This is a genomic window from Kitasatospora sp. NPDC059571, assembly GCF_042735675.1.
GTDB lineage: Bacteria > Actinomycetota > Actinomycetes > Streptomycetales > Streptomycetaceae > Kitasatospora.
In genome coordinates this window covers 8370-30534 of record NZ_JBHWBW010000034.1, presented here as the reverse complement: position 1 = coordinate 30534, position 22165 = coordinate 8370, and the positions used below count along the sequence as shown (strand labels likewise).

16 protein-coding genes and 1 pseudogene are annotated in these 22165 nt (G+C 73.9%); 3 read left to right on the top strand and 14 right to left on the bottom strand.

Translation table 11 applies throughout. The annotated features are described in order from the left end of the window. Positions 1 to 157 precede the first annotated feature (157 nt). From tuf to ACFV0G_RS06785, 5 genes and pseudogenes are all read right to left on the bottom strand, one after another. Positions 158 to 1351 carry an elongation factor Tu gene (gene tuf, locus ACFV0G_RS06805; RefSeq protein WP_030263551.1) on the bottom strand — a complete coding sequence of 398 codons (1194 nt, stop codon included), beginning with the start codon at positions 1349 to 1351 and terminating at the stop codon, positions 158 to 160. A 198-nt stretch (positions 1352 to 1549) separates the two neighbouring features. Further along, positions 1550 to 3655, bottom strand: a pseudogene (gene fusA / locus ACFV0G_RS06800) (elongation factor G). Between the two features lie 39 nt (positions 3656 to 3694). Beyond that, the gene (gene rpsG, locus ACFV0G_RS06795) at positions 3695 to 4165 is read right to left on the bottom strand and encodes a 30S ribosomal protein S7 (RefSeq protein ID WP_030263556.1); all 471 of its coding nucleotides are present in this window, start codon (positions 4163 to 4165) and stop codon (positions 3695 to 3697) included. 2 nt (positions 4166 to 4167) lie between these two features. Continuing rightward, positions 4168 to 4539 (bottom strand): 30S ribosomal protein S12, encoded by a 372-nt coding sequence (gene rpsL / locus ACFV0G_RS06790; RefSeq protein WP_014144289.1) that lies wholly within the window; start codon positions 4537 to 4539, stop codon positions 4168 to 4170. 431 nt (positions 4540 to 4970) lie between these two features. Beyond that, a complete protein-coding gene (locus ACFV0G_RS06785) occupies positions 4971 to 5546 on the bottom strand; it encodes a DUF1707 and DUF4190 domain-containing protein (protein ID WP_380542740.1) in 576 nt (191 codons plus the stop codon). A gap of 165 nt (positions 5547 to 5711) precedes the next feature. Here ACFV0G_RS06785 and ACFV0G_RS06780 point away from each other — a divergent pair, with 165 nt between their 5' ends. From ACFV0G_RS06780 to ACFV0G_RS06770, 3 genes are read left to right on the top strand one after another with little or no spacing between them, the layout of a single operon-like run. Further along, positions 5712 to 7001: a DUF2786 domain-containing protein gene (locus ACFV0G_RS06780; RefSeq protein ID WP_380542737.1), complete on the top strand. Its 1290-nt coding sequence runs from the start codon at positions 5712 to 5714 to the stop codon at positions 6999 to 7001. Between the two features lie 27 nt (positions 7002 to 7028). Next, positions 7029 to 8063 (top strand): ADP-ribosylglycohydrolase family protein, encoded by a 1035-nt coding sequence (locus ACFV0G_RS06775; RefSeq protein WP_380542734.1) that lies wholly within the window; start codon positions 7029 to 7031, stop codon positions 8061 to 8063. Beyond that, a complete protein-coding gene (locus ACFV0G_RS06770) occupies positions 8060 to 8803 on the top strand; it encodes a VWA domain-containing protein (RefSeq protein WP_380542731.1) in 744 nt (247 codons plus the stop codon). The genes ACFV0G_RS06775 and ACFV0G_RS06770 overlap by 4 nt, the downstream gene beginning before the upstream one ends. 7 nt (positions 8804 to 8810) lie before the next feature. On the opposite strand, the gene ACFV0G_RS06765 is transcribed toward ACFV0G_RS06770, so the two are convergent. From ACFV0G_RS06765 to ACFV0G_RS06725, 9 genes are all read right to left on the bottom strand, one after another. Beyond that, complete coding sequence (locus tag ACFV0G_RS06765) at positions 8811 to 9809, bottom strand: ADP-ribosylglycohydrolase family protein (protein ID WP_380542728.1); 999 nt, start codon at positions 9807 to 9809, stop codon at positions 8811 to 8813. A 10-nt stretch (positions 9810 to 9819) separates the two neighbouring features. Then, positions 9820 to 11028, bottom strand: coding sequence for a cytochrome P450 (locus tag ACFV0G_RS06760; RefSeq protein WP_380542725.1), 1209 nt, complete (start codon positions 11026 to 11028; stop codon positions 9820 to 9822). A 58-nt stretch (positions 11029 to 11086) separates the two neighbouring features. Next, positions 11087 to 11830: an NAD-dependent deacetylase gene (locus ACFV0G_RS06755; RefSeq protein WP_380542722.1), complete on the bottom strand. Its 744-nt coding sequence runs from the start codon at positions 11828 to 11830 to the stop codon at positions 11087 to 11089. Between the two features lie 11 nt (positions 11831 to 11841). Beyond that, a complete protein-coding gene (locus ACFV0G_RS06750) occupies positions 11842 to 12864 on the bottom strand; it encodes a hypothetical protein (RefSeq protein WP_380542719.1) in 1023 nt (340 codons plus the stop codon). Beyond that, complete coding sequence (locus ACFV0G_RS06745; protein ID WP_380542716.1) at positions 12861 to 14036, bottom strand: protein phosphatase 2C domain-containing protein; 1176 nt, start codon at positions 14034 to 14036, stop codon at positions 12861 to 12863. The genes ACFV0G_RS06750 and ACFV0G_RS06745 overlap by 4 nt, the downstream gene beginning before the upstream one ends. A gap of 17 nt (positions 14037 to 14053) precedes the next feature. After that, positions 14054 to 14710: a VWA domain-containing protein gene (locus ACFV0G_RS06740; protein ID WP_380542713.1), complete on the bottom strand. Its 657-nt coding sequence runs from the start codon at positions 14708 to 14710 to the stop codon at positions 14054 to 14056. A gap of 20 nt (positions 14711 to 14730) precedes the next feature. Then, positions 14731 to 15240: a hypothetical protein gene (locus ACFV0G_RS06735; protein WP_380542710.1), complete on the bottom strand. Its 510-nt coding sequence runs from the start codon at positions 15238 to 15240 to the stop codon at positions 14731 to 14733. Beyond that, positions 15237 to 16622, bottom strand: coding sequence for a methyl-accepting chemotaxis protein (locus tag ACFV0G_RS06730; protein ID WP_380542707.1), 1386 nt, complete (start codon positions 16620 to 16622; stop codon positions 15237 to 15239). Before ACFV0G_RS06730 ends, ACFV0G_RS06735 begins: the two co-directional genes overlap by 4 nt. 288 nt (positions 16623 to 16910) lie before the next feature. Then, on the bottom strand, positions 16911 to 21911 hold the full coding sequence (locus ACFV0G_RS06725) for an AAA domain-containing protein (protein ID WP_380542704.1): 5001 nt from the start codon (positions 21909 to 21911) through the stop codon (positions 16911 to 16913). Positions 21912 to 22165 lie beyond the last annotated feature (254 nt).

Sequence of the window (22165 nt, the reverse complement as noted above, 5' to 3'; positions counted from 1 at the left end):
GGCGCGCTGCGGGGCCACCCCCGGGGGGGTCGCCCCGGGGCGCCCGGCCGGGGCCCCGCGGGCGCGGCCCCCCCCCCCCCGCCGCCGGGCCCGGGGGGGCCGCCCCCTCTCGGTTGCCTTGCGGCGAGCCTGCCTGCGGCAGACCAGGGTCAGATCGTCACTTGACGATCTTGGTGACCTGGCCGGCGCCGACGGTGCGGCCACCCTCACGGATGGCGAACTTGAGGCCCTCCTCCATGGCGACGGGCTGGATCAGCGCGACGGTCATGGCGGTGTTGTCGCCCGGCATGACCATCTCGGTGCCCTCGGGGAGGGTCACGACGCCGGTCACGTCCGTGGTACGGAAGTAGAACTGCGGGCGGTAGTTGTTGAAGAACGGGGTGTGACGGCCACCCTCGTCCTTCGACAGGATGTAGGCCTGGGCCTCGAAGTCGGTGTGCGGCGTGACCGAACCCGGCTTGATGATGACCTGGCCGCGCTCGACGTCCTCGCGCTTGATGCCACGGAGGAGCAGACCGACGTTCTCACCGGCCTGGCCCTCGTCGAGCAGCTTGCGGAACATCTCGATACCGGTGACCGTGGTGGTGGTCTTGGTGGTCTTGATGCCGATGATGTCGACGGTCTCGTTGACCTTGAGGACACCGCGCTCGATGCGACCGGTGACGACGGTGCCACGACCGGTGATCGTGAAGACGTCCTCGATCGGCATCAGGAACGGGAGCTCGGTGGCACGGGCCGGGGTCGGGATCGACTCGTCGACGGCGTGCATGAGGCCGAGGAGCTTCTCGCCCCACTCCTTGTCGCCCTCGAGCGCCTTGAGCGCCGAGACGCGCACGACCGGCAGGTCGTCGCCCGGGAACTCGTACTCGGAGAGGAGCTCACGGACCTCGAGCTCGACGAGCTCCAGGATCTCCTCGTCGTCCACCATGTCGGCCTTGTTCAGGGCGACGACGATGTAGGGGACGCCGACCTGGCGGGCCAGGAGGACGTGCTCCTTGGTCTGCGGCATCGGGCCGTCGGTGGCGGCGACGACGAGGATCGCACCGTCCATCTGGGCCGCACCGGTGATCATGTTCTTGATGTAGTCCGCGTGACCCGGGCAGTCGACGTGGGCGTAGTGACGCGCCTCGGTCTGGTACTCGACGTGCGCGATGGAGATGGTGATACCGCGCTGCCGCTCCTCCGGCGCCTTGTCGATCTGGTCGAACGGCGTGAAGGGGTTGATGTCCGGGTACGCGTCGTGCAGCACCTTGGTGATGGCCGCGGTCAGCGTGGTCTTACCGTGGTCGATGTGACCGATGGTGCCGATGTTGACGTGGGGCTTCGTCCGCTCGAACTTCGCCTTCGCCACTGCAGTCCTCCTGAGGACAGTTCTGTACGCCGTACGACGTCAGTTGGTCTTTGATCGGGTTGGGAACGGGGCGCTGGTTGCGCCCCATGCCGTCCCGCGGGTGGGGTGCCGGGAGGCTCCCGGGGGAAATCCGTGGGGATTCCCCCCGGGTTGCCTCCTTCTAGCCTAAGGGTTCGGGTAAGTCCTGATTGTCAGGACTTACTCGCCCTTGGCCTTGGCGATGATGTCGTCCGCCACGTTCCGCGGAACCTCGGCGTACGAGTCGAACTGCATCGAGTAGCTTGCGCGACCAGAGGTCTTGCTGCGCAGGTCACCGACGTAGCCGAACATCTCGGAGAGCGGCACGAGCGCCTTGACGACGCGCGCACCGTGACGCTCCTCCATGGCCCGGATCTGGCCACGGCGGGAGTTGATGTCGCCGATCACGTCGCCCATGTAGTCCTCGGGCGTGGTGACCTCGACGGCCATCATCGGCTCGAGCAGAGCCGGGCCGGCCTTGCGAGCACCCTCCTTGAACGCCATGGAACCGGCGATCTTGAAGGCGAGCTCGGACGAGTCGACGTCGTGCGAGGCACCGTCGAGCAGGGTCACACGGACACCCTGGAGGGGGTAGCCCGCGAGGACACCGAACTCCATGGCCTCCTGGCAACCGGCGTCGACCGAGGGGATGTACTCCTTCGGCACGCGGCCACCGGTGACCTTGTTGACGAACTCGTAGCCCTCGCCGGACTCCAGCGGCTCGATCGCGATCTGGATCTTCGCGAACTGACCCGAACCACCGGTCTGCTTCTTGTGCGTGTAGTCGATGCGCTCGACGGCCTTGCGGATCGTCTCGCGGTACGCGACCTGCGGCTTGCCGACGTTGGCCTCGACCTTGAACTCACGGCGCATACGGTCGACGAGCACCTCGAGGTGCAGCTCGCCCATACCCGCGATGATGGTCTGGCCGGTCTCCTCGTCCGTGTTGACCTGGAAGGACGGGTCCTCCTCGGCGAGACGCTGGATGGCGACACCCAGCTTCTCCTGGTCACCCTTGGACTTGGGCTCGATCGCGACGCGGATGACCGGGGCCGGGAAGTCCATGGACTCCAGGATGACCGGCTGCTTCTCGTCGGACAGCGTCTCACCGGTGGTGGTCTGCTTCAGGCCCATGACGGCGATGATGTCGCCGGCGCCCACCGCGTCGATCTCCTAACGCTTGTTCGCGTGCATGCGGTAGATCTTGCCGATGCGCTCCTTCTTGCCCTTGACGGAGTTCAGCACCGAGGTGCCGGACTCCAGGCGGCCGGAGTACACGCGGACGAAGGTGAGCTTGCCCAGGTGCGGGTCAGACATGATCTTGAACGCCAGGGCGGCGAGGGGCTCGTCGTCCGAAGCCTGGCGGACGATCTTCTCCTCGTCGTTGCCCGGCTTGGTGCCCTCGATGCCCTCGATGTCGAGCGGCGACGGCAGGTACTTCACGACCGCGTCGAGCAGGGGCTGGACGCCCTTGTTCTTGAACGCGGAGCCGCAGAAGATCGGCGTGAAGGACGAGTCCAGGGTGCCCTTGCGGATCGCGGCGACCAGCAGCTCCTCGGGGATGTCCTCGCCCTCGAGGGCGAGCTCCATCACCTCGTCGCTGATGTTCGACACGGTGTCGATCAGCTGCTCGCGGTACTCGGCAGCCTTGTCGGCGAGGTCGGCCGGGATGTCGACGATGTCGTACATCTCGCCCTTGGTCGCCTCGGGCGACCAGACCAGGGCCTTCATCTTCACCAGGTCGACGACGCCGACGAAGTCGGACTCCGCGCCGATCGGGAGCTGCATGACCAGCGGGGTGGCGCCGAGGCGGTCCACGATGGTCTGCACGCAGAAGTAGAAGTCGGCGCCCGTGCGGTCCAGCTTGTTGATGAAGCAGATGCGCGGGACACCGTAGCGGTCAGCCTGCCGCCACACGGTCTCGGACTGGGGCTCGACGCCGGCGACGCCGTCGAACACCGTCACGCCACCGTCGAGCACGCGCAGCGAGCGCTCCACCTCGACGGTGAAGTCGACGTGGCCCGGGGTGTCGATGATGTTGATGGTGTTGTCAACGCCGTCGAGCGTCCAGTGACAGGTCGTCGCGGCCGACGTGATGGTGATGCCGCGCTCCTGCTCCTGCTCCATCCAGTCCATGGTGGCAGCGCCATCGTGGACCTCACCGATCTTGTACGAGACACCGGTGTAGAACAGGATCCGCTCGGTGGTGGTGGTCTTGCCCGCGTCGATGTGCGCCATGATCCCGATGTTGCGGACCTTGGCGAGGTCAAGGGAGGTTGCAGCCATGGTGGCTCGTTCTCTCTCTGTCTAGTGACGGGGTTGGGACTACCAGCGGTAGTGCGCGAAGGCCTTGTTGGACTCGGCCATCTTGTGGGTGTCCTCGCGGCGCTTCACGGAGGCGCCCAGACCGTTGCTGGCGTCCAGGATCTCGTTGAGCAGACGCTCGGTCATGGTCTTCTCGCGACGGGCGCGGGAGTAGCCGACCAGCCAGCGCAGCGCGAGGGTGTTGGCGCGGCCGGGCTTGACCTCGACCGGCACCTGGTAGGTGGCGCCACCGACACGGCGGGACTTGACCTCGAGGGTCGGCTTGACGTTCTCCAGGGCGCGCTTGAGCGCGACCACCGGGTCGGCGCCGGTCTTCTCGCGGACGCCCTCGAGGGCGCCGTACACGATGCGCTCGGCGGTGGAGCGCTTGCCGTGCAGCAGGATCTTGTTGACCAGCGAGGTCACCAGCGGGGAGCCGTAAACCGGGTCGATGATGACCGGGCGCTTCGGGGCGGGGCCCTTACGAGGCATTCTTACTTCTCCTTCTTGGCGCCGTAGCGGCTGCGGGCCTGCTTGCGGTTCTTGACACCCTGGGTGTCAAGCGAGCCGCGGATGATCTTGTAGCGGACACCAGGAAGGTCCTTCACACGACCACCGCGGACCAGCACGATGGAGTGCTCCTGCAGGTTGTGGCCCTCGCCCGGGATGTAAGCGGTGACCTCGATCCCGCTGGTGAGGCGCACACGGGCGACCTTACGAAGCGCCGAGTTCGGCTTCTTCGGGGTGGTCGTGTACACACGCGTGCAGACGCCACGACGCTGCGGCGAGCCCTTCAGGGCGGGCGTCTTGTTCTTCTCGACCTTGTCCTGCCGGCCCTTTCGGACCAGCTGCTGGATCGTAGGCACCGTTTCTCCGTTTTCTGTGTGCCAAGGCTGCGTAAAACTAACCTGTGGCGACCCCAACGCTCCGACCCACGCGGTCGGGTGTGTTGAGCCTCCTGGCGGAGGAATCACGGAATCCCATGAGCTAAGGACAGCGTCGGCGCTCGGACGGCGAGAGCGGGATCAGCGCTCTGCACGGCAGCCGGTCTGCTGGCACGCACAAGGACCCGGGGACACCCCAGGCACGGATCAGAGCGTACCTAGCGCATCGGCGGCGGTCAAAACAAATGCAACACCGCAGCTCACCCGGGATGGCGCGGAACCACCGCAACGGCCCGGACACCTCCGGCCGTCTTACCACACGGCAGGCAGGCCTGCCACTCGGCGGACCCGCCGTCCCGCCGCTCGGGACACCCCGCGGACGGCGCACGGAGCGCCGCGCGGACCGGCCCGGGTCAGCCGCCGGCCGCCATCGACAGGACCCCGAGCAGGAAGATCAGCGCCCAGCCGCCGATGGACAGCCAGCCGATCACCAGCCCGGCGGTGGCCATGCCGTCGCCGTCCTCGCGGGTCTCGCGCATCTGGCGCTTGGCGAGGTGGCCGGTCACCACCGCCGGGATGCCGAACATCCCGGCGCTCGGCAGGCAGAGCAGCCCCAGCACCAGCGAGGCGATCGCCATGCCGTTGGTGCGCGGCGGCGCGTACACCACCGGCGGCGGCAGGAAGGTCTGCGGCACGGCCACCGCCGGCGCGACCTGCGGGGTCGGCATCGGACCGGACGGCAGGTCCGAGACCAGGTGGGCGAGCTGACCGTAGGTCTGCGCCCGGTGCGCGGCGTCGAAGCGCTGCGAGTACTCCTCGGCCGTCAGCCGGCCCTCCGCGTACGCCGCCTTCAGCACGTCCACCGTCCGCTCCCGGTCGGCGTGCGCGGCCCGCATCGCGGACTGCGGCGACGGGGCCGGCTGCCACGGCTGCGCGCCGTACGGGTGCTGCGGCTGGTTGGGCTGCTGCCCCCACGGCTGAACGGCCATCCCGGCCACCTCCCGACGCCCCCGCGCGCCTCGCGCGCACTCGTGCCTACAGGATGCAGGACGACCGGGCGCCGCGAGTAGTTGCCCGGATGCGACGCGCGAATCCGTCCGCCGGGCCCTGCGGCATCATGGACGGGGTTCGGACGGCGAGGGTTGGAGAGCACGGTGGGCAGGCGCAGCGGCAGGGACGGGGAGGGTTCCGCGGTCGACGAGCTGCTGGCGCAGGCGGTGCAGCAGGTCGTGGCGGCCGGGGCGGACGGGCTGGACCGGGCGCTGGACGGCGGTGCCTCGCTGCTGGCGGCCTCCGCGGAGCGCTGGCCGGCGGTGAGCCGGGCCCTGCTGGGCCACTCCGATCGGACGGTCGGCCGGCTGTGGTCGGCCGGGTGGCGCCCGGCCGACCTGGTGCGCGTGGTGCGCCGCGCGCTGGGGCCGGTCCATCTGGCGCTGGCGGTGGACCTGATCGCGGCGGAGGGCCGGCGGCATCCGGCGGCGGCGCTCGACCGGCGCTGGCTGGAGCAGCTGCGGGAGCTGGCCGCCGAGGTGTGGTGGCAGGGCGACGACGGGTATCTGGCGGCGTTCGCGGACCGGCACCGGCTGGACCGGTTCGCGCTGGCGACCGCGGCGCTGGAGCTGCTCCGGGCGTGGTCGGTGCTGCCGCCGATCGCGCCGGTCGGCCCCGTCCCCGGGCGGTCGGCGGTGGCGGCGAACGTGCGGGTGGCCGGTGAGCCGCGGATGCTCGGCCGGATCCGGGCGCTGCTGGCGAAGGCCGAGTCGACGGATTTCCCGGAGGAGGCCGAGGCGCTGACCGCGAAGGCCCAGCAGCTGATGGCCCAGCACTCGATCGACGAGGCGCTGCTGGCGGCGGGTGCCCCGGCGAAGGACTCCCCCGCGGCGCTGCGGATCGGTGTCGACCAGCCGTACGAGAGCCCGAAGGCGATGCTGCTGGACGCGGTGGCGGCGGCGAACCGGTGCAAGGTGGTGTGGGCGAAGGAGTTCGGTTTCTGCACGATCGTCGGGTTCGACGCCGACCTGGACGCGGTGGAGCTGCTGTACACCTCGCTGCTGGTGCAGGCGACGGCGGCGATGAACCGGGCGGGCAGCCGGCGGCACCAGGACGGGGCGCCGCGGACGAAGGCCTTCCGGCAGTCGTTCCTGGTCTCCTACGCTGCGCGGATCCGGGAGCGCCTGGCCGAGGCGACCGAGCGGGTGACCGCGGACGCGGCGGCCGGGCGGCATCTGCGGGAGGACGGCACGGCGGAGGTGTCGGTGCCCGACGAGCGGTTGCTGCCGGCGCTGGCGGCCCGGGAGCAGGCGGTGGACGACACGGTGGGCAGGATGTTCCCGAAGCTGGTGTCGCAGCGGGTGCGGGTGAGCGACGGTGAGGGCTGGGTGGCCGGCCGGGCCGCCGCGGACCGTGCGGCGCTGAACGGCGGGGCGGGTGAGATCCGGCGCTGAGGCCGGGCGGACGGGAGGGGCGGGGCTGTGGAGGAGTACCGGGACCGGGTGCGCGGTGCGCTGCTGGGCGGGGCGGTCGGGGATGCGCTGGGCTGGCCGGTGGAGTTCCACCGGCTGGACGAGATCCGGGCGCGGTTCGGCCCGGCGGGGGTGACCGGGCTGCCGGGCCGGTCCGGGGCGGAGGGCGACCAGGTCACCGACGACACCCAGATGACGCTGTTCACGGCGGAGGGGCTGCTGCGGGGCGGGACCCCTGCGGCGGTGCACGCGGCGTACCGGCGGTGGCTGCTGACGCAGCGTCTGCCGGGACCGGGGCGGGAGCCGGACGGCTGGCTGCTGGGCCGGGAGTTCCTGTACGCGTCGCGGGCGCCGGGCAACGCCTGTGTGAGCGGCATCGCGGGGTATCCGCGGTACACGCCGGCGGCGCCGTTCGGGACGGCAGGGCCGGTGAACCCGAATTCCAAGGGCTGCGGCACGGTGATGCGCTCGGCGCCGTTCGGCCTGCTGGGGCTGGGTGCGGACGGGGCGTTCCGGCTCGCCGCGGAGTGTGCGCAGCTGACCCACGGGCATCCGACCGGGTATCTGGCGGCGGGTGCGTTCGCGGCGCTGGTGGAGCGGGTGGCGGCCGGGGTGCCGCTGCCGGCGGCGGTGGACGCGGTGATCGATCAGACGGCGGCGCAGCCGGGCGGCGGGGAGACGGTGGCGGCGCTGCGCCGGGCGGTGCGGGTGGCCGGTGAGGGTGCCCCGTCGGCGGAGGCGGTGGAGCGGGTCGGGCTGGGCTGGATCGCGGAGGAGTGCCTGGCGATCGCGGTGTACTGCGCGCTGGCGGCCGGTCCGCGGGAGGCGCTGCTGCTGTCGGTGAACCACTCCGGGGACAGTGACTCGACGGGTGCGGTCTGCGGCAACCTGGTCGGGGCGGCGTACGGTCTGGGGGCGCTGCCGGCCGAGTGGACGGGCGGGGTGGAGGGCCGGGAGGTGCTGCTGCAGGTGGCGGACGACCTGGTGGCGGCCGCGGCGGGCGACCGGGCGGCGCTCGGCGACCGGTACCCGGTGTCGGCGTGAGCGGGGGCGGCGGGCCGGGGGTGGCCGAGGAGGCGGTGGCGGCGCGGGCGCCGGGGCTGGTGAGCCTGTACAAGAGCGCGCGGGGCGGGGTCGCACGGGCCGGTCTGGCGGGGGTGCGGGCCGCGGTGTACCTGGTGCTGGACCGGTCGGGGTCGATGCGGCCGTTCTACCGGGACGGTACGGTGCAGCACTTCGCGGAGCAGGTGCTGGCGCTGTCGGCGCACCTGGACGACGACGGCCGGGTGCCGGTGGTGTTCTTCTCCACGGCGGTGGACGGGGTGGCGGAGCTGTCACTGGACGGCTACCGGGGCCGGGTGGCCGAACTGCACGAGGCGCTGGGGCACATGGGTCGGACCAACTACCACCTGGCGATGAAGGCGGTGATCCGGCACTACCTGATGTCGGGTGCCTCCGATCCGGCGCTGGTGGTGTTCCAGACGGACGGTGGGCCGACCTCGCGCGGTGCGGCGAAGGAGCTGCTGTGCATGGCGGCCGAGTTGCCGATGTTCTGGCAGTTCGTCGGGTTCGGCGATCCGGGTGACACCGAGTTCGCCTTCCTGCACCGCCTGGACGAACTCCCGGCGCCGCAGCACCGGCCGGTCGACAACGCGGGCTTCTTCCCGGCGGGCGGCGATCCGCGCCGGGTCGCGGACGGCGAGCTGTACGACCGGCTGCTGGAGGGGTTCGGGCCGTGGCTGGCGGAGGCCCGGGCGGCGGGGGTGCTGCCCGCCGCCGGGTGAGCGGCGGTCAGTCCCAGAGGGCGCCGAGGGCGAGGAGTTCGTCGCGGTACTCGATGCGGTCGGTCCAGGCGGCGGGCCAGGCGGCCGCGCCGTGCCGGGCGCCGGCGAAGGCGCCGGTGAGGCAGGCGATGGAGTCGGAGTCGCCGCTGGAGTAGGCGGCGCGGCGGACCGCGGCGACGGGGTCGTCGGGGAGCAGGAGAAAGCACAGCAGGGCGGTGGCGAAGGCCTCTTCGGCGATCCAGCCCTGGCCGGTGATCTCGCAGGGGTCGGCGTCGGCGGAGACCCGGGCGAGGGCGGCGTCGAGGCGGTCGAGGACGAACAGGCACTCGTCCCAGCCGCGGGTGATGAACGACTCCGGGGTGCGGTCCTGGGCGTGGGCGGCGAGGTCGCCGAGCCAGAACTCGTCGTAGCGGGTGCGGTTGTCGTGGGCGTACTGCCGCAGCCGGGCGGGGAGTTCGGCGGGCTGGGTGCCGTCGGCGAGGAGTCGGACGGTGTACGCGGTGAGGTCGCTGGCGGCGAGGGCGGTCGGGTGGCCGTGGGTGAGTCCGGACTGGAGCTGGGCGGCGCCGGACATCTGGCGCAGGGTCAGGTCGCGGACCAGGCCGAGCGGGGCGACCCGCATGTTGGCGCCGCAGCCCTTGGAGCCGGTGTCGCTCGCCTCCTGCCAGCGGCGTTCGGTCCTGCTGAGGCGCCAGCAGGAGCGGAGGCAGGTCTGCCCGGGGGCGCGGTTGTTGGACGGGGAGCGCCACCAGTCGACGAACTCCTCGCGCAGCGGCCGTTCCAGGCGCAGCGGGGTGAGCGGGCCGCGCTCCAGGGCGGTGCGCAGGCCGCGGGCCAGGGCCAGTGTCATCTGGGTGTCGTCGGTGACCAGGGCCGGTTCGGGGAGGGGCAGTTCGCGCCACTCGGGGCAGTACGCCGCGATGTGCTCGATCTCCTCGAACTCCGTGGGGTGGCCGAGGGCGTCGCCGATGGCCAGGCCCAGCAGTGCCCCGGTCGCCGCGCCCACGGCCCCCTCCTCAGATCTCGACGTGCAGGCTGTCGAGTCCGCGGATGACGTAGCCGGGCCGCCAGGCGGGCTCGCGGACGAGCCGCAGGCCGGGTGCGCGGCGCAGCAGGGCTCCGTAGGACTCGGTGAGTTCCATTCTGGCGAGCGGTGCGCCGAGGCAGAAGTGAATTCCGGCGCCGAAGGTGATGTGCGGGTTGTCGGTGCGGGCGACGTCGAGCCGGTCGGGGTCGGTGAAGCGGGCGGGGTCGCGGTTGGCGGAGCCGAAGAGCAGGGCGATCTCGGCGCCGCGGGGGACGGTGGTGCCGGCCACCTCGATGTCGTCCAGGACCCAGCGTTCGAACATCTGGAGCGGGGTGTCCCAGCGCATCAGTTCCTCGACGGCGGTGGGCAGGAGTTCGTCCACCGAGGCGCGGAGCCTGGCGAGTTCGCCGGGGTTGCGGAAGAGCGCCCACCAGCCGTTGCCGGTGGTGTTGACGGTGGCCTCGTGTCCGGCGTTGAGCAGCAGGACGCAGGTGGAGACGGTCTCCTGCTCGCTGAGCACGTCGCCGTCCTCGCTGACCAGGGCGAGCGCGCTGATGAGGTCGTCGCCGGGGTCGGTGCGGCGGGTGCGGATGAGGGCGCGCAGGTAGTCGGAGAACTCGGTGCTGGCGCGGACGGCGCGCTGCGCGGTCTCCTCGCCGGGGTTGAGTTCGAACATGCCGGTGATGTCGGCGGACCAGGGGCGCAGCAGGTGGCGGTCACTCTCGGGGACGCCGAGCATCTCGGCGATGACGGCGACGGGGAGCGGTTCGGCGACGCGGGCGATCAGGTCGCCGCCGCCGTCCGCGAGCAGGCCGGTGACCAGGTCGTCGGCGAGCCGGGCGACGGTGGGGCGCAGCGACTCGACCATGCGCGGGGTGAAGGCCTTGGCGACCAGGCGGCGGATCCTGGTGTGGTCGGGGGCCTCCAGGTCGAGCAGGCCGTGGTCGTTGAGGGTGTGGAACGGCTCGTGGGCGGGGTCGGGCTCCGGGCGGCCGAACTCCTGGTGGGTGAAGCGGTGGGTGTAGGTGCGGCCGAGCCGCCGGTCGCGCAGCAGGGCGGAGACGTCGGCGTGGCGGGAGACCAGCCACTGGCCGCTGGGCTCGTAGTAGTGGACGGGGGCCTTCTCCCGCAGTTCGGCGTAGGCCTCGTACGGGTGGGCGACGAAGGCGGGCGACCACGGGTCGAAGGCTGCGGCCATGGGCGGTTCTCCCTGCTGCTCGGGGCGCTGCCATGCTACGCGGCGCCCCGAGCGGGGGTCAGTCCCGGCTGGCGGCGATGATCCGGCGGACGAGGGCGGGCAGTGCGGTGGAGATGGGTTCGCGGATGACCTCGGCGGCCTCGTCGTCGTACGGGGTCGGCTCGGCGTTGACGATCACCAGTCGGGCGCCGGCGTCGAGGGCGAGCCGGACGAGTCCGGCGGCCGGGTGGACCTGGAGCAGGGTGCCGACGGCGAGGAAGAGGTCGCAGTTGTTGGCGACGGCCTCGGCGCGGCCGAGGACGACCGGGTCGAGGTTCTCGCCGAACATGACGGTGCAGGGCTTGAGGACGCCGCCGCAGGCGAGGCAGGCGGGGTCGGGTTCGCCGGCGGCGACCCGGTCCAGGGCCTCGCTCATCGGGGTGCGGACGCGGCAGCGCACGCACTGCACGCGCTGGGCGGTGCCGTGGAGTTCGAACACCTTGCGGTCGGGGAGGCCGGAGCGCTGGTGAAGGCCGTCGACGTTCTGCGTCAGCACCCGCACGGGCAGGCCGCTGCGCTCCAGGTCGACGAGGGCGAGGTGGCCCGGGTTGGGTTCGGCGGCGGCCGCGCCGACGTCGCGGCGCAGCAGCCAGGAGCGCCGCCGGATGTCGGGGTCGGCGAGGTAGGGGCCGATGGTGACCAGGTCCTGGGCGGCGGGGTCGCGCTGCCACAGGCCCTTCGGGCCGCGGTAGTCGGGGATGCCGGAGTCGGTGGAGATGCCCGCGCCGGTCAGGACGGCGATCAGGGGCCGGGTGCTGCTCACGCCCGCCGACGTTACGGTGCGGGTGGCGGGGCCGCGAGCGGATTTCCCGGGCCGGGCCGGCCCCGCGGCGGCCGCAGCCGGATCGTTCCGCGGGCGCTGCGGCGTTCGAAGAGGCTCTCGTCGACCGGGCGGCGCTGCGGCGGGGCGAGGGCGGGCAGCCGGATGACGTCGCGCCCGTCGAGTGCGCCGGCCCAGGCGGCGAGGTCGGGCCGGGTGCCGTAGGCGCCGGCGGCCTGCTGCCAGAGCCTTCGCACCGCCGCCGTCTGGCGGTCGGTCAGGATGCCGGGCAGGAGGTCGAGCGGTGCGCCGGGCGCGAGGTAGGCGTCCTGGGCGAGGACCCGGCCGACGACCAGGGCGGCCTTGTAGCGGTCGCTGTCCACGGTGGCGTGGCTGCCGTACGGGGAGAGCGGGTCGCCCCAGTCGGGGGTGTCGGCCTGGTCCAGGACGGGGTGGGCGCCGGCCCGCCGGATGCCGTCGCAGTCCAGCAGGAAGACCGCGGGTTCGGGGGCGACCGTCCACAGGATGTTGGCCTGCGACAGGTCGCCGATCACCAGGCCGTAGCGGTGCAGGTCGGCGATCAGGTGGACGGTGAGCCGGACGAGATCCAGGCGCTGGGCGGGGTCCGGGCGGACGACGCCGCCGGTCGCGGGCTTCACGGGGTGGAGCAGGTACTGCAGTTCGGTGAGCCGGAAGGCGCCGGCGGCCGTCCGCCAGCGCATGGTGTCGGGCGCCGCGTGCATCAGGAAGCCCGCGCAGCGGCCCTCGGCGACCACCCGGCACAGCGGCCAGGCGGTGCGGTGGTCGAGGGCGCGGCGCTCGGTCTCGCCCAGTGCGCGGCGCAGCGCCACCAGGTCGGCCAGCGCGCCGGCGTCGACCCCGGCCGGGTCGAGGTACTCCTTGAACAGCAGCCCGGAGCCGCCCGCGAGGCGGTGGATGCGGCCCTGGCCGCCGGCGCCGACGATGCCGTCGAGCACCAGGGCTGCCCGGTCGGCGTCGCTCCCGCCGGCGACGGCGGACGCCACGGCCGCGCTCACGGCGCTCCCTCCCAGAGGCAGACCGCGGTGCGGTCGTCGTCGTACGTCCGGGCCCTGATCTGGGCCTGCCAGAGGAACTCGGCGAGGCCGGGGACGCTGCCGCGGCCCCACTGCTCGGCGAGGAAGCGCTGCACGTCGCGCTCCCTGGCGAGCGGTCCGGCGAGGCCGTCGGTGCAGAGCACCAGGACGTCGCCGGGGGCGCCGTCGGTGATCAGCCGGATCCGCGGCATGCCGGGGTTGACCGGCAGGGCCTCGGTGCTGGTGTCCAGGACGGGTCCGGCGCCGGGGGCGCCGTCGAGCGAGGCCCAGGCGCCGGCCCGCAGCCGGAACAGGCCGCCGTCGCCGACCGCGAAGAAGCCGCGGGCGTGCACCTGCGGGTCGGTGGGGACCAGCAGGGCCCGCAGGGTGGTGGCGTAGTCGGCGGGTGCGTGGCCGGCGTTCGCGGCCTCGTCGGCGAGGCGTTCGGCCACCCGGCCGAGTGCCATGCCGGCGATGTGGTTGAAGCCGTCGCGGTCGCCGGCGGCGAGGGCGGCGGCGAGCAGTTCGGCGTTCGGCCGCAGTGCGCCGGCCAGCAGTCGGCAGGCGCCGGCCGACCCGCGGTGGGCGAACCTGGCGGACCCGACGCCGTCGGCCGCCACCAGCAGGGCGAGTTCGCCGATTCCGGCGAGGAGCACGGTGTCCTGGCGGTGCTCGCGGTGGTAGCGGTGGGCGTCGCCGCGCACGGACGCGGCCCGGACGGTCGCCGCGCCGACCGTGCCGCCGTCGACGACGGTGTCCGGGACCTGGGTGCCGAAGGGGTCGGGCCCGGCGTCGGTGAGCGGCCCCGGTTCGGGGGCGTAGGCGGGTGCCCGGCGGCCGGTGTGCGGTGCGGGGCCCGGGGCCTCGGGCGGCTGGGGGAGCCGGACCGCGGGCTCGGGCCGGTGCGGCGGCTGGGTCTTGGCGAGCACCACCCCGTGCGGTCGCGCGCCGGGCGGGAGGTAGGCGTGCTCCGGGGCGGGGAGCAGCACGGTGGCCTCCGACACGGCGGGCGGCCCGTACCCCGGCCGGTCGGGCGGTTCCTCGCGCAGCGGCAGGTCGTTCCAGTGCTGGGTGCGCACCGGCGGGAGGAAGTCCCCGGGCAGCCCGTCGTACGGGTCCCGGTAGACCGAGCCGTGGGAGTGTTCCTCGTTCATCCGGCGGTCCGTCCCGTTCAGAGCTTGTCGAGGGAGACGCTGGTGAAGCCGGGCACGGTGTCGTCGACCTGCAGGCTCATGCCGGCGCCGGCCCTGGCCCCGCTGACCGACCGGACGATGGAGCGGGTGAGGCTGCCGGCGAATTCCTTGAGGGCCTCGGCCGGGCCGACGCTGTCGTCGCGCTGCATGAACGCCTTGAAGGTGGCGACGTGGCTGATGACGCCCTTGTCCGCGGTGCCGATGCCGAAGGCGATGACGTGCGGACGGTAGGCGGAGCCGAGCAGGTTGTCGTAGGCGATCTCCCAGTCCGAGTCGGTGGGCACGCCGTCGGAGAGGAAGAACACCACCGGCCGGTAGACGTCGTGGCCCTCGGCCTTGAGGGCGGGCACATCCCGTTCGACGGCCTGGCGCAGCACCTCGAACGCGCAGCCGAAGGAGGTGAAGCCGCCGGCCTCCAGCTTGGGCAGCTCACTGATCTCGCCGAGGTCGACCAGCGGCTGCAACTCCTTGGCGTCGCTGGAGAATCCGATCAGGGAGAAGCGCGCCTTGTCGGCGATCGTCGGGTTGGTGCTGATCTCGTGGTGGAGGGCGACCAGGGCGTCGTTGAGGACGTCGATGTCGGCGGCCATCGATCCCGACTCGTCGCACACCATGTAGAAGGGGAGGATCTGCACTGCGGTGTCTCCAGGGGTTCTCAGCGGGTGTAGAAGTAGATCTCCAGTGACGCGTGCCCGGGGTTGTCCTCCAGCGAGATGAAGTCCCGCGTGGTGGTGTCGTGGAACATCTCGGGCCGGGCCCGGTCCAGCACGGCGTTCACGGTGTGCGCGTAGGCCTGCCCGGCCGCCGGGTCGCGGTTGCTGCCGAAGGTGAGGACGACCGCCGCCTGCCGGTCGCGGTACGGCTCGGTCTCGGCGCGGACCTGGTCGGCGGCCCGGTCCCCGTCGCCGGAGACCTGGATGACCACCGGGTCGTGCTCGACGCCGCGCGGGCCGGTGCTGCTCGGCGACGGTGCGGGGCTCGGGCTCTGCCCGGTGGCGCTCGCCGAGGGGCCCGCGGCGGGTCCGGCGGTGCCGGCGGCGGCGAGCGGGTCGCCCTGGTCGCCCATCGCGACCAGCGCGAGGACGAGCAGCATGTCGGCGAAGAGCCAGCCGGCCAGTGGCAGTCCGGTCGGTGCCGGCCGCCGCTGCGCGGTGCGGCGCCTCACCGGGACGCCTGCCGGGCGGGTGCCGGGGTGAGGTCGAGGGTCGAGGTGCCGGGCGCTGCCGCGGGTGCGCCGGGGTGCTCGCGGGCCTCGGCGGTGTCCGGGGCGGGCGTGCGGGTGTCCGGTCCGGCCGACGGCGCGGCTGTCGCGGCTGTCGCGGCGCCGGCGAGGAGGCCGGCCACCTCGGCGGCGACCCCGCGGGAGGCGTCGTCCGCGTGGCGGGCGGCGGCGAGCGCCGCGTCGGCGGCCCGTGCGACGTGGTCGCCGAGTGCGGCGACGCGCAGGACGACGTCGTCGAGGCGTTGCACCATCCGTCCGGTGACGTCCGCGGCCAGTTCGGTGCCGGTGGTGAAGCCGCGCTGCGCGGCGGCGAGTTCCAGGACGGATTCCTCCACCCGCAGGGCCGCGGCGGCCAGTTCGGCGCTGACCCCTTCGGTGGAGGTGCGCACGGCCTCGGCGGCGTCGGTCATCCGGCGTCCGCCGCGGTCGACCAGGCCGTCGGTGGCGGTCGAGGCGTCGCGCACCGTCTCCACCAGCCGGTCGGCGCCCGCGGCGACCGCCTGCTCGACCCGTCCGGCGGCCCGCTCCACCCCGTCCACGGCCGTCCGCAGCGGGTCCACCGAAGCCTTCACCGCGGCGAGTTGGCCGTCCGCGGCGGCCACCGCGGTCCGTACCGTGTCGGCGGCCCGGGAGAGGTCGCGCTGGGTGTCGGCTGCCTCGTCGAGCAGCCGGGCCAGGGTCTGTGCGGCGCCGGTGAGTTCGGCGGCGAAGCGCTGCGGCGAGGCGCGCCGGTGGTCGTGCAGCGCGGCCTGCGCCCGGGTCAGCAGCGGGGCGAGCTCGGCCAGCAGCTCCTCCCCCGCGCGGGCGGCCTCGGCCTCGCGGCGGGCCACCGCGGCCCGGCGCAGCCCGTGCACGAGGGAGAGCACGAGCAGCAGGGCGATGACGGCGCTGGCCCCGGCGGCCACGTGCCCGAAGGTCGCCCAGCCGCCGAGCCGGCCGTCGAAGCCGGTCTGCCAGAGCTGGAGGAAGGGCCGCCCCGCCTGGCTCGCGTCGGTGCCGATGAGGGCCTGGTAGGCGCTGGTGGCCCGCATCAGACCGAACCAGGTGACCAGCAGCGGCACGAACACCAGGGCGCCGATGCCCACCTCTACCAGCGCCCAGGCGCGCGCCTCGCGGACGGGCAGGCCGGCCGCGGGCACGCTCTCCGGGCGGACGAAGGCGTGCAGCAGGTCGAGCTCGGCCCAGGGCCCCGGGTCGCCGTGGCCCTCCAGGGCGCGGGCGAGCGCCTCCAGTTCGTCGCGGCGGCCCGCCAGGCCGGGCCGGGCTGCGGCCCGCTGCAGGCCTCCGGCGATCTCGGCCCGGTCGAGCAGCACGCCGACGACCATGAACACCGCTCCTTCTCGATTCGGCCGGCGGCGATCAGTGGACCGGTGGCGGACCGGTCGGGCGCGGCGGCAGGAATGACGGCGGAAGGGGGCTCGGAATCGGCCGGTCGTCCGGCACGGCTCCCCCCGCCTGCGCCCGCAGCGTAGCGCACCCGGAGGGGCCGGACACCGCCTCCGGGACAATCGCACCCGCGCCGTGATATTCCCAACCGCCGTACTGCACAAGCAATCTGACATGTACTCAGATAGCGGGAGGGGTGGCGGACCGGACCCGGGCCCGGTCCGTCCTCAGTCCTCCACGAAGCGCACCACGGCCTGCGCCGCCGCTCCCGTCCCGGTGGTGTACGAGACGTGCTCACCCACCTCGGCCCAGAGCAGCGCCCGCCCCAACGGCGTGTCCGGGGAGATCCGTTCGGCCCCCTCGACGGGCAGCGCCGCCACCGCGCACCGCACCACCCCGTCGCCGCCCTCGTACTCCAGGCCCACCACGCTGCCCGGCACCACCACGCCCGGGCCGCCGGGCCGCGGCTCGGGGACGACGTGCGCGAGATACGCCCGCAGGAAGTCCCGGCGGCCCTCCCGGCGCTGCCGGTCCGGCTCGGACTCGGTCCCGTCCGGCGGCCCTTCGGCCAGGGCGTCCAGCTCCTGCCGGGCCCGGCGGTGGGACGCCTCCGACACCGCCGAGACCGGGAACGCTCCCGGACCGGCGCCGGGCTGCCCGCCCTCGGCCCCGTCGACACCCGCAGCACCGGGGGCCGGGGACGGCACGGCCCGGACCGCGGTCGGCGCCGGCCGTACGGCGGGCCCGGCGGCCGGGCGCACCGGGGTGATCCCCAGGGCGTCGAGCTCCTTCCACAGCGGGCGCAGCGCACGGTCCGGGTCGAGGAAGAACCGACTGCCCCTGATCCGTACGAACGTCCAGCCGACCCGCTCCAGTTCGCGCTGGCGTGCGGCGTCCGCGTCGGCGTTCTCCTCGTTGTGGAAGGCGTCGCCGTCGCACTCCACCGCGAGGCGCCGGGTGCCGCCCTCGACCACCAGGTCGATCCGGTAGCGGCCCGCCGGGTACTGCGGGCGCACCCGGAAGCCGCGGTCGCGGAGCGCGAGGAACACCCGCTGCTCGAAGAGGCTGTCGAAGGCCTCGTGCGGCACGTCCGGCTGCACCCCGTCCAGGCCGAGCCCGTCCTGCTCCTCGGCGGGCCGGGTGCAGTGGTCGAGGTACCGGCGGCGCAGGTCGGTCGGACCGAGCTCGGTCGGGGCGAAGCTGTGGAACAGCCAGACCTGGTCCCGGGCGCGGGAGGCCGCGACGTTGATCCGCTGCTGGTACGACTCGCCGCTGAACGCGCCGATCCGGCGCGGCCCGTCCGGACCGGTCGGGCTCACCACCATCGCGATGAACACCACGTCGCGCTCGTCGCCCTGGAAGTCCTCGGCGTCGCCGACCCTGATCCGGCGGCGCTGCCACTCGTCCATCGGCAGCCGTTCGGCGAGCAGGTCCTCGATGAGCCGGCGCTGCGCGGCGCCGAGCATGGTGATCACGCCCATGCTGCGGTCCTGGTAGGCCGGGTCCGCGCAGCAGGCGGCCAGCTGCTCGACCAGCCGCTCCGCCTCCGGCACGTTGACCTGGCGCTGTCCGGAGCCCTCGACGAAGCCCTCCGGGACGTACACCGTGCGGATCGGCGGCAGCCGGTCCGCACCGTACTGGCGCAGCGGCTGCAGCCTTCCGTGGTAGGCGAGTTCGTTGGAGAACCCGATGATCTCCGGCATGCACCGGAAGTGCTCCTGGAGCATCAGGCGGCCGCGGCCGCCGGCGAGCACCGAGGCGATGTCGAAGAAGCTCGCGGTGGGGCCGAAGAGGTTGCGGCGGACGGCGGGCAGGGCGTCCAGCATCCGGTTCTGGAGCTGGAAGAGCTGCTCGTGGTCGATGCCGACGTTGGCGGGGCTGACCTGCTTGTCGTCGCCGACCACCACGATCTTGCGGCCGAGCCAGGCCAGCAGCATCGCCTCCGGACCGGACTGGCTGGCCTCGTCGATGATCACCACGTCGAAGCGGCCGGGCACGTCCATCGGCACGGTCGCGGTGACCTGGTAGAACGGCATGATCCAGGCGGGCACGGCGCCCTGGCACTCGCGCAGGCTCTCGGCCGCCTGCGCCCGGTAGCGGTGCGCGTACCGCCCGGTGCCCTTGCCCAGCCGGCCGACGCTCTGCTGGTAGGAGGCCAGGGCGACCGCCTCGGTGTCGGTGAGGCGTTCCAGGCAGCCGTGCCAGGAGCGGTCGGCGGCCAGTTTCTCCAGGGCGATCCGGATCGTGGCGTCCGCCTCGGCGAGCAGCGCCCGCTGCTTCTCCTCGGCGGCCGGGTCGGTGAGTTCGCGCATCCGGGCCGACCAGGCGGACCAGGCCCAGGCCTGCTCGAACTCGGCGAGCCGGACGTCCCATTCGGCGAGGTCCGGGGTGTCCGCCAGCCGCTGCGCCAGCTTGGGCAGCACCGCGGCGACCGGTCCGCGGGCCTGCCGGTACGCGGTCTTGCGCTCCAGGCAGCCGCGCAGCACGGCGAGTTCGCGGCCGAGCCGCTCGTAGCCCGCGACGTCCCGCGCGGTGACCGCCGCCAGCATCGGGCCCAGCAGCGCGGGGGCGCCGTCCGGGCGGTCCGCCCAGGCCAGCAGGGTGCGTTCGGCGTCCGCGAGCAGGGCGCGCGGCTGCTCGGCGGCGCGCAGCGCGGCCCGGGCGGCGAGCAGATCGCCGACGGTGGCGCAGGTCTCCGGCCGGTGCCAGGCCTCGACGACCAGCCCGGGGACGGCGGCAAGCGCGGCGAGCAGGTCGCCGCGGCGGTCGCAGAGCTCGACCAGGCGCTGCAGGACGGCGCCGTCGGCCTCCAGCGCGGCCAGCCGGCGGGGAGCGGACTGCCAGGCCTCGGCCACGCCGTTCCAGTCCAGCTCCACCTGCTGGAGGTGCCGTTCCAGCTCGATCCGCTGCCGGACCAGCTCGGCGGCCGGGGCCCGGTCGGCGGGTGCACCGTTGACCCGCACGGTCTCCGGGAAGCCGCCGACGGCCTTGCGCAGCCTGCTCCGGGTGCCGAGCGGGCCGCGCAGCCGCTCGCCGCGGCCGAGGCCGTCCGCGAGCGTGCCGGCCAGGCCGAGCGCGGTCTGCAGATCGTGGCCGTCGAGGCCGGTGACCAGGGTGTCCCCCAGGGCGTCGGCGGCGGCCCGGGCGGCGGCGAGGGCGCGCCCGGTCTGCTCGTGGCGGGCCCGCAACTGCCACTGCTCGCCGGTCAGAGCCTCGGCGTACAGGGCCGCCGCCCAGTCGGGGAGCCGGGCCCCGGCGCCGGTCACCGCGGCGCGGTACGCGGCGAGGGCGCCGGCCACGGCCTCCTGGGCGGGCCCGTCGAGCTGGGCGACCAGGGCGTCGAGCCGCTGGGCCTGCTCGTCGTCGCGCTGCCGTGCCAGTCCGTCCTCGGCCGCCTCGACGGCGGCGACGGCGCGGGCGAACGCGGCCGGAGCCGGCAGTTCGCTCTCGCCGGGCAGCGCCTCGACCGCGGCGACGGCCGCACGGTCGGCCCCGCGGTAGGCGCGGGACGCGGTGAGCAGGGCAAAGGCCGCGGCCTTGTCGAGCTGCGGCTGCTCGGTGGGGACGGCGCCGAGCCAGCCGAGCGCCGCCCGGTCCTCGGCGAGCCGCCGGGCGATCTCCTGCAGGGTGCCGCAGTAGTCGCCGACGCCGGCGGGGTGCCGGTAGGTCTCCTGCTCGCGCAGTGCCCGCAGTTCCGCCAGGGCCCGCGCCCGGGCCTCGCGTGCGGCGTGCAGCCGGCGTTCGGTCGCGGCGATCCGCCGCTCGTAGTCGCGGCGGTCGTAGCCGCCCTGCCGCTCCAGGATCGCCGAGACCGAGCCGCGCAGCTCCTGCTGGGCGGCCAGGCCCTCGTCGGTGCGGCTGACGCACAGTTCCCGGATGCTGCGCGGCAGTTTGTCCTTCAGCACCTTCAGGGCGCGGGCGGTGTGACTGGTGATCAGCACCCGCTGCCCGTGCGCCAGCAGGTCGGTGACCAGGTTGGCGATGGTGTGCGTCTTGCCGGTGCCGGGCGGGCCCTGGACGACGACCAGCCGGCTGTCGCGCAGCCGCTCGGCGATGGTGCGCTGCTCCTCGTTGGACGGCAGCGAGAAGTACGTCTCGGCGGGCGGCGCCGGGACCGCGCTCCCGTCCGCAGGTGTGTCCGCGGCGGCGGGGGCGGTGCGTTCGTCGCCGGCGATGAAGCGGAGCAGCTCGGTGGGTTCGGTGCCCTGCTCCAGGGCCCGGGCTATGCCGTGCAGCGACTCGATGCCGGTGCGGCGGCTGCGCTCGCGCAGCAGCAGGGCGGGGGCGAAGGCGACCGTCGGCGAGGCGGTCCCGGCGGCCCGCTGCGGGGCCGCGCCGCGCAGGTAGCTCCCGCTCTCGTGGGCGGCGTTGACCCAGGCACCGAGGGCCTGGTGGACGTACTCGACACCGTCCGGGCCGGTGACGCCGCCGGCCTCGTCGAGCAGGCCGCGGATGACCTCGCGGTGCTCGCTGCGGATCTTCTGGCCGGCGTCCAGCATGCCCTCTTCAAGCACCAGTCCGGCGCTGTCGGCCGCCGGGGCGAGGGTCAGGGTGCCGGTCTGCTGGTCGAGTTCGAGGACGGCGCGGGTGGTCAGCAGGTGCCGCCGGATCGGCTCACCGGCCGCCGTCCAGGTCAACAGGCCGAACCCCAGGACCAGTTCGAAGCTCTCGCCGAGTGCGGTGGCGTCCTCGTGGATGCGGAACAGCGATCCGTAGAGGCGGCGCTGCGGCGCGCTCTCCTCGCGGCGCCGGGCCCACTCCTGCCAGGCGGTCGACCAGGTGCGGTACTCCTCCTCGATCCGGTCGCAGTCCGGGGAGTCCTGGCGCCGGACAATGCGGCGTTCGGTCCGGGCCGCGCCGTCCGGGGCGGGTGTGCGGTCCTCGGCCTCGGCGCTGTCGCGCAGCGCGGGCGGTGCGGCCGGCGGCCGGTCGGCCGGTTCGTCCTCGGCCAGCCAGGGCCGCAGGAGGGCGCCCGGTGCGGGGCGGCCGTGGTGCTCGGGCCGGGCGACGGTGAGCCAGCGGGGCTCGTCGCCGTCCAGGGGTGCGTCCAGGAAGCTCCGGACCTCGGGCCGGCCCTGCGGGAGCTCGCCCAGCCATTCCAGGTGCCGGACCTGGTCGAGGGTGCGCACGGGTTTGACCCTGCTCTCCCCCGCCTCCGCGAGGTAACGGAAGATCTGCTGGACCCGCAGGGCGTTCTCGCCGGCGGTCCCGGAGCGTACGTCGGACAACGGACCTCATTCGGCCGGGCACGGAAGGGATGGGCGCGCGGAGCCTCTGCGCGCGGGCCATGAGCCTATGACCGCCACCGAGCGCGTACGGCCGACTACGGAAAGCCGAGACCACTCTGATATCCGCCCCCGGGAACGCGGGGGGGGGGGGGGGGCCCCGCGGGGGGGGGGGGGGCGGCGGGGGGGGGGGGGGGGGGCGCGGGGGGGGGGGGGGGGGGTGTATTGTGCGCGCGGCCCCGCGGGCGCGCCGCGCC

Bases quoted from the DNA above. Each gene is read 5' to 3' on its own strand.
- ACFV0G_RS06745 (WP_380542716.1), bottom strand. From the start codon at position 14,036: ATGAACGAGGAACACTCCCACGGCTCGGTCTACCGGGACCCGTACGAC.
- ACFV0G_RS06785 (WP_380542740.1), bottom strand. From the start codon at position 5,546: ATGGCCGTTCAGCCGTGGGGGCAGCAGCCCAACCAGCCGCAGCACCCG.
- ACFV0G_RS06760 (WP_380542725.1), bottom strand. From the start codon at position 11,028: ATGGCCGCAGCCTTCGACCCGTGGTCGCCCGCCTTCGTCGCCCACCCG.
- rpsG (WP_030263556.1), bottom strand. From the start codon at position 4,165: ATGCCTCGTAAGGGCCCCGCCCCGAAGCGCCCGGTCATCATCGACCCG.
- ACFV0G_RS06730 (WP_380542707.1), bottom strand. From the start codon at position 16,622: ATGGTCGTCGGCGTGCTGCTCGACCGGGCCGAGATCGCCGGAGGCCTG.